The following is a 12131-nucleotide window of genomic DNA, read 5'->3' as shown; positions in this document are numbered from 1 at the left end:
CGCCTTGATCCATCTGATTGATCCGCCTTTAGAATGACGGCACTGTTGAAAAATTGAGAGCTGCGCACAGCATCTGCGCTGCATACCAGTGAAATCCGCTCTCATACATCGAAAGGACCCAAGATGAGTCGAACCATCATGAACCTTGAAGAGTCGCGTGAACTCGAAGCCCGCTGCGCCGTGCGCATGGGCCTAGACACTTTGATGCGCCGTGCGGGCACCTTCGCCGCAAAGTGGCTCGACGAACGTCTGCCGTGTCCGCACGTCACAGTGCTTGCCGGCCCAGGCAATAACGGCGGCGACGCCATTGTCTGCGCCTGTGAGCTCAAGCGCCTCGGTCACACGGTGCAGCTCGTCATGCCCGGCGGAGAACCCAAGACTGAGCTCGCCCGCGAAATGCTTGCCGACTGGATCGCCCTCGGCGGCACCGTGATCTCCGACCCATACATGACAGAAAAGGCCGATGCCGTTGTGGACGGCCTCTTCGGCACAGGTCTCAAGCGCCCGATCACCGGCGACTATCTGGACGCCATACTCTGGTTCAACGAACGCCAATGCTTCAGACTGGCTCTGGATGTGCCCTCTGGACTTCACAGCGAAACCGGTCACTGGGTCGGCACGATGCCCGGCGTAACCGCTGATGCCACTGTTACATTCCTCTCGGCCAAATCCGGACTCTACATGAATGAAGGCGTCGACGCGGCCGGTGCAGTGGTTGTGAGCGAACTCGACGTTTCCGTTCCGCTCACGCGTCTGGGCCTCATCGAGTATTCCGACTTTGATCACATTTGCCAGCCTCGTCCGAAGTTCTCCCACAAGGGCACCTTCGGGCACGTTGCCGTCGTGGGTGGTGCGGAAGGCCACATCGGCGCGGCGCTCCTTTCAGCCCGTGCGGCGCTGCGCATGGGGGCTGGGACCGTAACGGTTGAGCTGCTTACGCCCAACGCCATGATGGTGGACCCGGTCGCGCCGGAACTGATGTTCTCGAGCACCCCGCTTGACTTCAGCCGCTTCACCGCTGCCGTTATTGGTCCTGGACTCGGACAGAGCGCCGCTGCCAAGGCTCGGCTTGAAGCCGCTCTGGCCTCGAATATCCCGCTCGTACTCGATGCCGATGCCCTCAACCTCATTGCCGGGGACAAAGCGCTCCTTACCACACTGCTGCACCGCACAGTAGCCACCGTCCTTACGCCGCATGAAGCTGAAGGCGCCCGACTGCTGAAAGTGACGCCTCAGATCATTCAGAGCGACCGCGTCAATGCCGTTCGTGATATTGCCCTGCAGACTGGCGCCATCACCGTTCTGAAAGGACCGGGCACGCTTATTGCCATGCGAAGCTCTCGCACATGGCTCAGTCCCTACGCTACGGCTTCGCTCGCCACTGCGGGCAGCGGCGACGTGCTTTCAGGCATGATTGCAAGCTTCCTCGGGCAGCGCTACGACACAGTGGAATCAGTGCTTGGCGCCGTCATGCTGCACGGTTACGCAGGCAAGGAACGTGTTGCAGGTCTTACGGCCAGTGAAATTGCTTCTATTGCTGTGGAGCCGCTTGAAACCTATCGACGCACCAATGCAAGACCATATTGGTAAGGCAATATCTTTAATGCAATTCGAATGAACTGCCTAAAAGGCCTAGTGCCGCAGACCATTCATGATTTGTTGCAGCCTTCACCAATTAGAAATCCCTATGGCAGGCTTATCGGGTTATAGTTTTCTCACGATGAAAGCGACGAGAGAGACGATTTCATCGTGTTTCTCCTGACTTTAGGTTGAGAAAATTGAGGGTTGAACCTCGCGGGCGACGGGAAAACGCCTGCGAGGTTTTTTTTGCTGTTCAAAAAAGGCCTTTGGAAGCCGGTAACTCGGCACCTGCCGGCAGCGCTGCAGTCTTTGGCAGCAAACAGGCGCCGGCCTTCATTTGCCGCTGTCATCAGCATGTCGAAACTTGCGTCACCTTTTGTTGCACCCCTTGAACATTCTGTAAAGCCTGCAGAGGTGTTTTCTAGATATAGTTTTCTCACAGCGGAATTCTGGTGAGAGAACAGATTTCCACTGTAATTTCTCCTGACTTTAGGTTGAGAAAATTGAGGGTTGAGCCTCGCGGGCGACGGGAAAACGCCTGCGAGGCTTTTTTTGTCTGCGGATGAGTGAATACTGGCTCCGACGTGATTGCGAGCCATTCCTGCAAACACCCCAAAACTCTCCGGCTGCCGCACCCCTAGCGTCGTCATTCACCCTCGGCGCCGTTGACGCACAGGCAGTTTCACAATTCGCAAATCCCTTTTTTCAATCTATATGATGATGCGGGGAGATTCCCGCAATTTCAGGTATTTCGTACACTTAGCACTACCCAAAGTGGCTGCGGCGTTCTTATACTCCTTCTCGCTTAGTTCTTAAGCGTCGCTCTGTACTCCTTTAAAGAGTCGCCCTGTGATGCTTTTGCGCCGGTCGGCCCGCGAACCTTTCACTCGGAAACGCACGGGTCTTGAATCGACACACTGAATTCGAACCGTACAGAACTTTGTACATAAAGGAATAGGACACATCACCATGCTTCGCCGCACTTTCATCGCTTCTGCCGTTCTGTTTGCGACTGCCGCCGCCGCTCCTGCCGCCTTCGCCTTTACGGAAGGCAAGGACGCGGACTACATCACCCTTGAAAAGCCCCTTCCTGGCGGTGAAGGCAAGCTCGTGAAGGTTTGGTCCTACGACTGCCCGTTCTGCTTCAAGTTCGACGTGGGCGTTGACCCGAAGATGGTTCCGCTTGCTGAAAAGGCCACCGGCCTTAAGTTCGACATGGTGCACATTGAAACGAAGGGCAAGTACGGCCGTGCCGGTTCTGAACTCTTCGCCTGGTGCCAGCTGCGCGACAAGGCTGCCGGCATCACCGACTGGGAAGATCCCAAGTCGATCTTCAAGAAAGCCAAGGATGCGATCTACAAGGCTTACCACCGTCAGGGCGAACGCTGGGCCTCTGGTGAAGCGGCCTTCCTCAAGACCGGTCTTGATGCGATCGGCGCCACCGCTGAAGAATTCGAAGCCGCCCGCAAGACGCCTGAAGTTCAGCAGCTCGCTGACAGCTGGAAGCCCAGCTACGACGTCGCCAAGATTCAGGGCATTCCGGCCTATGTCGTCAACGGCAAGTACCTCATCATGACGAAGTCCATCCGCTCCGTTCAGGGTCTCGTTGACCTCATCACGGAACTTTCCAAGAAGTAATCCCTCAGGATCTGAGAAATGAATACGCTTCTTGACCGCATCGGTCTGTTCTCCCAGACGCGTTGGCCTTGGCTCGTGATCGCCATCCTGAGTGCTGGCCTCGTGCTGATCGCCCACAACGTGTTTCAGGTGTGGCTCTACATGAAGCCGTGCGAACAGTGCGTGTACATCCGCTTTGCGTTCTTGTGCATGACGTTCGGCTGCCTCTTCACGCTCGCCTGGCCGAAGGCTCTCATCATGCGCATCATCGCCTATGTGTGCGGCGTTTACGGCTGCATCTACGGCATCATGTGCTCGGTGAAGCTTTCCTCGATTCACCACGCCATTCACTCTGAAGACCTTGATGCCCTCTTTGGCATGCAGGGCTGCTCGCTCGAACCGCACTATCCGTTCGGTCTGCCGCTTGAAAAGTGGGCTCCGGACTGGTTCCTGCCGACCGGCGACTGCGGCTATGACAATTCCGATGTCCCCCTCGGAACCGTGCTCTCTCCGCTGCAGGAATCCATCATCCAGATGTATTCCGATGCGGGTGGCTGGTATCTCATCCCGTCCATGAAGTTCATGTCCATGGCTCAGTGCTGCCTGCTCGGCTTCGCTGTTGCGCTCCTTATCTACGTGATTCTCTTCGTGGGCGATATGAAGCATACGTTCGGCAAGCCCGCAGCTTAATGCGAGCCCCGACCGCAAATCTTTAACTCTCTCTTTCCTCCTGTCTCAGGCCGCAGCCGCTCAAGGTTGCGGCCTTTTTTTATCTGCGGCCGAATGAAAGAAAAGGAGACATCCGAAAAAATCGAACATCTCCTTTGGAAGGAACACGTGCTGTCAGACGTTTAGCGGCTTAGCGCTGCTCCGAAAGCGGCACCCCTGAAACGATGGCCCGCAGGCCTTCCGCATCAAAAATACGAACGTGCTTTTGGTTGACCTCAATGAGCCCGTCGTGCGAGAAGCGCGACAGAACGCGGCTCACGGTCTCGAGCTTCAAGCCCAAATAGGAGCCGATTTCCGCTCGTGTCATGCGAAGCACAAATTCACTGCGCGAGTAGCCGCGCTGTTCAAAGCGCTGAGAAAGCGAAAGCAGGAACGCCGCCAAACGCTCTTCTGCGTGCATCGAGCCCAAAAGCAGCATCACGCCGTGCTGACGCACGATTTCGCGCGAGAGCATCTTGAGCACATGAGCGCCCATGGAGCGCATGGAGGTCGCAGCCTCTTCAAACTTGTCGTAATTGATGACGCAGACTTCCGTATCTTCAAGCGCGGTGACGTCACAGGAATGCACGCCGCTCGAAATGCCGTCAAAGCCGATCATCTCACCGGCCATAAAGAAGTTGGTCACCTGCTCGCGGCCGTCGCTGCTCATCACCGTGCTCTTCAAAAATCCAAGACGGACGGCGTAGAGCGTGTCAAAACGGTCACCGGCACGAAAGAGCGACTCTCCGCGCTTGATGCGCCGGCGATTGCCGGTCACCAGTTCTTCAAGCCGCTCGATCTCCTTCAGGATCAGTCCCGTCGGGAGGCAGGATTCACGCAGGTTGCAGTTCGAGCACGTTGACCGCAGGAGCATTGCCGGATTATTAAGTGCCACCACTTCTTCCTCATCTTGGTGTGTCGTCCGGTCCTGAGGGGTCATGGGCCGGCAGCTGTTCATAGTTCCGAAGCAGAGGACGAGAATGCAGCAGTCGTAGGCTAAGAAGCCTCACCGCAGACGTATCGTCTGACGGCAGCGCTTTATTGGCGACAATCCACATACAGGGAGCGGAGCTTCGAAAAGCTAATTTTTGAATAATCTTGACTGCCTAGAATCAAGGCGTTGGCTCTCATAAAGATGAATTCGCAGGGAAAATCCCTTCGATCCAATCGACCTTGATCCTCACGTTGATAATCATCAAGAAAGACACTCAAGCTTCCAAAATAATAGCAGGAAGTTTAACCCAAGTCATAATTAAACATAGGCCCCCACAAAATGACGAATTCGGAAACCAGCGGCGTCGAGCTGCCTGACATGGACCTCCTCAAGAAGTTCGACGTGCCTGCTCCGCGCTACACCTCGTATCCGACAGCAGACCGGTTCAATGCCGAATTCACTGCCGAAGACTATGCCCGCGCTTTAGCGGGCCGCGGCACAGCCAAAGAACCGGCTCCGCTTTCACTTTATGTGCATGTGCCGTTCTGCAACGATGTGTGCTTTTACTGCGGCTGCAACAAGATTGTGACGCGCGACCATAGCCGCAGCGCGGCATACATCGATTTAATCGGTCAGGAAGCTGATCTGGTGAAGGCGCATCTGACGGGGTCGCAGGAGCTCGAACAGCTGCACTTCGGCGGCGGTACCCCCACGTTCCTCACCGAGGATGAGCTCGAACTCATGATGGACACGCTCACGAAGCGCTTCCCGCTCGCTAAAACCGGCGGCGAATTCTCCATTGAGGTGGATCCGCGTACCTGCGGTCCCTCGAAGGTGAAAAAGCTCCGTGAAATTGGTTTGAACCGCATGTCGCTGGGCGTCCAGGACTTTAATCCCGATGTGCAGAAGGCGGTCAACCGCATTCAGCCCTTTGAAATGACGAAGGAAACGATGGATGCAGCCCGCGCCGAGGGGTTCCACTCCATCAACATGGATCTGATCTACGGTCTGCCGAAGCAGACCCGCGAAACCTTTGCGCAGACGATCGACCAAGTGCTTGAACTCTCGCCCGACCGCATTGCGCTCTACCACTACGCGCATCTGCCCAACCACTTCAAGCCCCAGCGCCGAATTCTGCCCGCCGATCTGCCCGATACAGTGACTAAGGTGCACATCATGTTTGATGCCATCAAGCGCCTCACCGCCAACGGCTACCGCTACATCGGCATGGATCACTTCGCCAAGATCGACGATGAGCTCTCGCGTGCGCAGATCGAAGGTACGCTGCAGCGCAACTTCCAAGGCTACTCGACCAAAGCAGAATGCGACATGGTCGCTTTGGGCGTCTCCTCCATCTCGAAGATCGGCAGCGCCTATGCCTGCAATCCCCGCGAACTCGACGATTGGGCCGCCGCCATTAAAGAAGGACGGCTGGCCACGAACCGCGGCTATCACCTCAACGAAGACGATGAGCTGCGCCGTTATGTGATCATGAAGATCATGTGCAACTTCGAGCTGAAGAAGAAGGATGTGGAAGACAAATTCGGCATCCATTTCGACGAAGTTTTCGCCTACGAGCTTGGAAAGATGAAGCCCTATGTTCATCACGATCTGGTTGAGCTTTACCCCGACCGCCTGGTGGTGCTCCCCAAGGGCAAGATCTTCGTTCGTGCCGTCGCTATGCAGTTTGACCGCTACCTGCGCGAATCTAATCGCGCCGGCGGCTATTCGCGCATTGCCTGACACACCGTTCGAAAACGTCTGATATGAATCATTGGGCGTTCGGCATCAAGCCGAACGCCCAATCTTTTACGCACAGACCCGTCCGGAGAAAGATTCTGTCGGGCCAATAGGTCTAAAATTATTAGTTTCGGATCCATCATCCCTGCCGGAGAGCGGCGGATGACGCATCTCTCCATTTATCCGCGCCGGCGGCAGAGCAGACCCTTTGGTACACGCACCGACGCAGCAGATCAACTAAAACCGATTTCCAATGAAAGTCGCAGACATTCGACGGACCTTTCTAAAGTTCTACGAAAGCAAAGGTCACACCATTGTGGCGTCCAGCCCCGTCGTTCCCGGCAACGACCCGACGCTTCTCTTTACCAATGCCGGCATGAATCAGTTCAAGGACGTCTACCTCGGATTCGATCATCGCCCCTATAAGCGCGCCACAACGTCGCAGAAGTGCATCCGCGCCGGCGGCAAGCACAATGACCTCGACAACGTCGGCTACACCGCCCGTCATCACACCTTCTTCGAAATGCTCGGGAACTTCTCGTTCGGCGACTATTTCAAGAAGGATGCCATTCATTTCGCCTGGGAGCTCCTCACCGAACACTTCCACCTGCCGCCGGAAAAGCTCTGGGTGACGGTCTACGCCGAAGACCAGGAGGCCTATGACATCTGGCATAAAGAAGTGGGTATTCCCGCCGACCGCATCGTGCGCATCGGCGACAACAAGGGCGCCCGCTACATGTCAGACAATTTCTGGATGATGGGCGATACAGGCCCCTGCGGCCCGTGCTCAGAAATCTTCTATGACCACGGTCCTTCCGTCCAGGGCGGCCCTCCGGGGAGCCCCGAGGAAGACGGCGACCGCTACATGGAGATTTGGAACCTCGTCTTCATGCAGTTCTATCGTGACGAAAAGGGCGAAATGCATAAATTGCCGCGCCCCTCTATCGACACGGGCATGGGTCTCGAACGTATTGCTACGGTGCTTCAGGGCGTCCACAGCAACTACGACATTGACCTTTTTAAGAACCTGCTCGCTGCCGCCAAGGCCGCGGTCGAAAGCGTGTCGACGGTTCCTGCCGACATCAACTCGCCGTCCCTCAAGGTCATCGCCGACCACATCCGCGCCTGCGCCTTCTGCGTCGCTGACGGTGTGGTGCCGGGCAACGAAGGCCGCGCCTACGTGCTGCGCCGCATCTGCCGCCGCGCTCTGCGCCACGGCTACAAACTGGGCGCCCGCGGCCCCTTCTTCTATAAGCTCGTCGACGCCGTCCGCAAGGAAATGGGCGAAGCCTATCCCGAACTCATGAACCATGAGATCGAAAAGGTGATTGAGGCCGAAGAACGCCGCTTCCTGCAGACGCTCAGCAAGGGCATGGATATTCTCGATGCCGCTATTGCTGAAAACAAAACGGGCGTCCTGCCGGGCGATGTGGTCTTTAAGCTCCACGACACCTATGGCTTCCCGGCTGACCTGACGGCCGACGTCTGCCGTGAACGCGGTATTTCGGTCAACACGGCTGAATTTGACGCCGCGATGGAACGCCAGCGCGCCGCCGCTCGCGCATCGGCCAAATTCAAGATGGCTCAGGGCCTGGATTACACCGGTGCCGACACGGTCTTCACGGGCTACGAAACCCTCACCGAAAAAGACGCTGAAGTCGTGGCGCTCTACGCCAACGGCGAGCCGGTTGACCGGGTTGAAGCCGGCAGCGAATGCGTAGTGGTCTTCAACCGCACGCCGTTCTATGCGGAATCTGGCGGTCAGGTGGGTGATCAGGGCGAAGCCAAGAACGCCACGGCTATTCTGAAGGTGCTCGACACCTTCCGCGTGAAGGCCGCCGTGACGGGCCTGCAGTGCCACGTTGCTGAAGGTCATGTCGCCGTGGGCGACAAGTTCGACCTGGCGGTCGACGAAGCCCGCCGTGAAGCCACTGCCCGCAACCACTCCGTGACGCACCTCATGCACTTTGCACTGCGCACGGTGCTCGGCGACAAAGTTGCCCAGAAGGGTTCGCTGGTGACGCCCGAATCCACGCGCTTTGACTTCTCTTACGGCAAACCCGTGACAGCCGAACAGATCGCCGAGGTCGAACGCATCGTCAATGCGCAGATCCTCAAGAACACGCCGGTTCAGACGCGCGTGCTTCCGATTGAAGAAGCCAAAAAGACTGGTGCAGTGATGCTCTTTGGCGAACGCTACGGTGAAGTCGTGCGCGTGCTCGACATCGGCAAGTCCACCGAATTCTGCGGCGGCACGCATGTCAAGGCCACTGGCGACATCGGGTTCTTCAAAGTCGTGTCTGAGTCGGGCATCGCCGCCGGCGTGCGCCGCATCGAGGCCGTCACCGGCATGAATGCACTCAGCTGGGTGCAGAACACGGAGAGCCTCCTTGCTGCAACTGCCCGCGAATTCAAGGCCCCGGTGAGCGAAGTCCCCGTCAAGGCTGCCGATGCCATCGCGACGATCCGCACGCTCGAAAAGGGCATTGATCAGCTCAAGAGCCAGATGGCCGCCAAGGCCGGTGATGCGCTCATCGCTGAGGCCCGCGACGTCAAGGGCGTGAAAGTTCTGCTGGCTCGTCTTGACGGCGCAGACGCCAAAGCGCTTCGCGAAACGATGGACAAAGTCAAGGACAAGCTCGGCAGCGCCGTAGCGATTCTCGCCTCTGTCACCGGTGAAGACCGCGTCCAGCTCGCCGCCGGCGTTACCAAGGATCTCACTGGCCGCGTGAAGGCCGGCGAGCTTGCCGGCTTCGTAGCCGGTCTCCTCGGCGGCAAGGGCGGCGGCAAGCCTGACCTCGCCATGGCCGGCGGTTCTGACGTCAAGAAGCTCCCGGAAGCGCTCGAAGCAGCCCGCGCCTGGATCGAAGGAAAGCTCTGATGACGAACGTGCACAACGAACCTCAGAGCGTGGAGACGCTGCGGCTTCCCGGCCTTTCGTGCCCGATGCCTGTTCTCCGTGCCAAAAAGGCTCTTGCAAAGATGACGCCCGGAGCCGTGCTGGCGGTTTGGAGTACCGATCCGCACAGCACGCCTGACCTTTCCGATTTCTGCCGACAGACCGGTCACGGTCTTCTTAAGCAGGAAGAAGTGGATGATGACGGCCGTCATTGGTTCGTAAGCGAGATTCAGCGCCGTGCGGATTGATCTGTGATCGCTTCCGCCCAAACGTGAATCTTCCTTCAAAATGCCCGGACAGTTCAGACTGCCCGGGCATTTTCGTTTCCTCAGCAGCAGCCGCTTCGTTTGCGGCGGTATACCTGCATTCGATCAGGGAATATTTTCTCGCAACTCTTGCTTTTTCACTTTCGAGTATGTATAGTTCTCCTTCTGCGAAATTTGTGCGCCAGTAGCTCAGTTGGATAGAGTATCTGGCTACGAACCAGAGGGTCGTGGGTTCGAATCCTGCCTGGCGCACCATATTTCTCAGATCCGTCTTTGATGAGCAAAATTTTCAAAGACACGCAAATGCGAAGCACGTGCGCCAGTAGCTCAGTTGGATAGAGTATCTGGCTACGAACCAGAGGGTCGTGGGTTCGAATCCTGCCTGGCGCACCATTCGTTTTTGAGGCAGATAAGTTAGGAGCGGTTGAAGAAATTCAACGGCTCTTTTTTGTTGTCTGTTGATTGTGAATTCGCCAATAAACCTTTTTATATCAAATAGATGAGTAATTTACAGATGCTTAATTTTTAAGCATCTCCTTAAGCATCTGATTTTGAGGGGAAGGCGAATCTTCTCCCCCGAACGTTCTTAACTTATGCACAGAATCTGTGGACAAAAACCCCATTGCCCCTGTGGAAAAGTTTGAGCATCGAAGACTTATGCGGGTCGAAGAGCCGTGCGCCGCCGCCAACGGCGGCCGGTCACAATGACTCAGCAAAAAGCCCGGAAACGCATTTGCACTGCCGGGCTCGCTGTGGACATCTTTTTTTCAGAAGGCGTTAAGCGCCTGAACGTTTCGTCCAGCACTCAAAATCCACCCGCCAAGGACGCTTCGCAGAGGGCAAGAGCGTACGGAAACATTCCCCTCTGAATCGTCCGCGAGGAATGGTCGGGAAATAGGTATCCCCCTCAAAGTCGTGATCGACCTTGGTGAGCCACACTCGATCGGCAATGGCGATCGCCCGGCGGTAGATTTCACCGCCGCCGATCACAAAAACACGCCCTGTACGAGAGCGCGCCTGAGCGAGCGAGAGTGCTTCATTGAGCGACTTCACGACCACGACGTTCTTCGCCGAGATGTCCGCAGGCTGCAGTCGTCGCGACACAATCACGTTGAGCCGCCCAGGGAGCGCCCGTCCGATTGAAGCCCAAGTACGGCTTCCCATCACCACGGGCGAACCCATCGTTGTCTTTTTGAAGAAGGCAAAATCCTCTGGGATGCGCCAGAGCAGCTTGTTTTCGGCGCCGATGACACCGGTGCGCGCAGCAGCGGCAATAAGTTCAATCATGGTTGAAGGTTCCGCGAGAAACTTGGGGGTTAATCGGATTTAAACAGCTACCGGCGCCTTGATGCCCGGCCATGGATCGTAGTCCTCGAATTCAAAGTCCTCATACTCATATTCAAAAAGAGACGCCGGACGACGCTTGATCACGAGCTTCGGATAGGGACGCGGTTCGCGGGAGAGCTGCAGCGCCGTCTGCTCAAGGTGATTGTCGTAAATATGGCAGTCGCCGCCCGTCCAGACGAAATCGCCCGGTTCGAGATCACACTGCTGCGCGACCATATGCGTTAAAAGCGCATAGCTTGCAATATTGAACGGCACGCCGAGAAACATGTCGCAGCTGCGCTGATAAAGCTGGCAGGAAAGCCGCCCGTCGGCGACATAAAACTGAAAGAGGCAGTGACAAGGCGGCAGCGCCATCTTGTCCACTTCAGCCGGATTCCAGGCCGTTACCAACAGACGCCGAGAATCGGGGTTCTTCTTGATGCGCTCGAGCACCTCTGAGATCTGGTCAATCGTGCGGCCGTCCGAAGTAGGCCAAGCACGCCACTGCCGGCCGTAGACCGGCCCGAGTTCGCCGTTTTCGTCGGCCCACTCGTCCCAAATCGTCACCTTGTGGTCATGGAGGTACTTGATGTTCGTTGAGCCCGAGAGGAACCAGAGCAGTTCGTAAATAATCGAACGCAGATGGAGCTTCTTGGTGGTCACAAGCGGAAAGCCGTCAGCCAGCGGAAAGCGCATCTGGCAGCCAAAGAGCGAGCGCGTGCCCGTGCCGGTACGGTCCGATTTGTGCGCTCCCCGTTCATAAATATCCTTGAGGAGTGTTTCGTATTGATTGCTGGACATGATGCTCCCGTGGGCCTCCTCAAAAGAAAAAACTGAACGCTTTCTGCCGCTAAAGGCAGGTCTGAAGGCCGGATTATAGGCGGGCATTGCAGCAAGCATCGCAGCGTACATCGTCTACGATACAGGTCATTCCAAATCGGGTAGAGAGCGGATTTGCACCTCGCTCCCTCCCACACCACCGGACGTGCCGTTCGGCATCCGGCGGTTTCTAAAGTTAGGTTGTGGATTCAGTGGTCAGGCCTTTGACAAGAGACTGTAA

Annotated in this window: 9 protein-coding genes and 2 tRNA genes; 8 read left to right on the top strand and 3 right to left on the bottom strand. The window is 56.7% G+C overall.

Annotated elements, in window-relative coordinates; all coding sequences use genetic code 11:
* The first annotated feature begins 123 nt into the window (after positions 1–123).
* The 3 genes from DES29_RS09840 to dsbI all read left to right on the top strand — a co-directional run bounded on the left by DES29_RS09840 (position 124) and on the right by dsbI (position 3888).
* Positions 124–1590 (top strand): bifunctional ADP-dependent NAD(P)H-hydrate dehydratase/NAD(P)H-hydrate epimerase, encoded by a 1467-nt coding sequence (locus DES29_RS09840; protein ID WP_005430367.1) that lies wholly within the window; start codon positions 124–126, stop codon positions 1588–1590.
* Positions 1591–2550: 960 nt separating this feature from the next.
* Entirely contained in the window at positions 2551–3219 is a 669-nt protein-coding gene (locus DES29_RS09835) for a thiol:disulfide interchange protein DsbA/DsbL (protein WP_005430369.1), read from the top strand.
* 18 nt (positions 3220–3237) lie between these two features.
* Positions 3238–3888: a protein-disulfide oxidoreductase DsbI gene (dsbI, locus tag DES29_RS09830; RefSeq protein ID WP_005430371.1), complete on the top strand. Its 651-nt coding sequence runs from the start codon at positions 3238–3240 to the stop codon at positions 3886–3888.
* Positions 3889–4057: 169 nt separating this feature from the next.
* Here the strand turns inward: dsbI and DES29_RS09825 are convergent, their stop codons facing one another.
* Entirely contained in the window at positions 4058–4846 is a 789-nt protein-coding gene (locus DES29_RS09825; RefSeq protein ID WP_113854819.1) for a helix-turn-helix domain-containing protein, read from the bottom strand.
* A 333-nt stretch (positions 4847–5179) separates the two neighbouring features.
* Between DES29_RS09825 and hemN the strand changes: the two genes are divergently transcribed.
* The 5 genes from hemN (at position 5180) to DES29_RS09800 (ending at position 10138) form a co-directional block, all read left to right on the top strand.
* Entirely contained in the window at positions 5180–6583 is a 1404-nt protein-coding gene (gene hemN / locus DES29_RS09820; protein ID WP_005430375.1) for an oxygen-independent coproporphyrinogen III oxidase, read from the top strand.
* Positions 6584–6833: 250 nt separating this feature from the next.
* Positions 6834–9461: an alanine--tRNA ligase gene (gene alaS, locus DES29_RS09815; protein WP_021995701.1), complete on the top strand. Its 2628-nt coding sequence runs from the start codon at positions 6834–6836 to the stop codon at positions 9459–9461.
* The gene (locus DES29_RS09810; RefSeq protein WP_005430378.1) at positions 9461–9727 is read left to right on the top strand and encodes a sulfurtransferase TusA family protein; all 267 of its coding nucleotides are present in this window, start codon (positions 9461–9463) and stop codon (positions 9725–9727) included. Before alaS ends, DES29_RS09810 begins: the two co-directional genes overlap by 1 nt.
* A 196-nt stretch (positions 9728–9923) precedes the next feature.
* A tRNA-Arg gene (locus DES29_RS09805) sits at positions 9924–10000 on the top strand.
* Positions 10001–10061: 61 nt separating this feature from the next.
* Positions 10062–10138, top strand: a tRNA-Arg gene (locus tag DES29_RS09800).
* A gap of 384 nt (positions 10139–10522) precedes the next feature.
* Here DES29_RS09800 and DES29_RS09795 read toward each other — a convergent pair.
* Together DES29_RS09795 and thyA are read right to left on the bottom strand one after the other, a co-directional pair.
* Positions 10523–11032 carry a dihydrofolate reductase gene (locus DES29_RS09795; RefSeq protein WP_021994647.1) on the bottom strand — a complete coding sequence of 170 codons (510 nt, stop codon included), beginning with the start codon at positions 11030–11032 and terminating at the stop codon, positions 10523–10525.
* A gap of 39 nt (positions 11033–11071) precedes the next feature.
* Entirely contained in the window at positions 11072–11872 is an 801-nt protein-coding gene (thyA, locus tag DES29_RS09790; protein ID WP_113854825.1) for a thymidylate synthase, read from the bottom strand.
* Positions 11873–12131 lie beyond the last annotated feature (259 nt).

Origin of the sequence: Sutterella wadsworthensis (assembly GCF_003315195.1) — a bacterium.
In the GTDB taxonomy this organism is placed as follows: Bacteria; Pseudomonadota; Gammaproteobacteria; order Burkholderiales; family Burkholderiaceae_F; genus Sutterella; species Sutterella wadsworthensis.
This window is presented reverse-complemented; position numbering and strand designations above follow the sequence as displayed.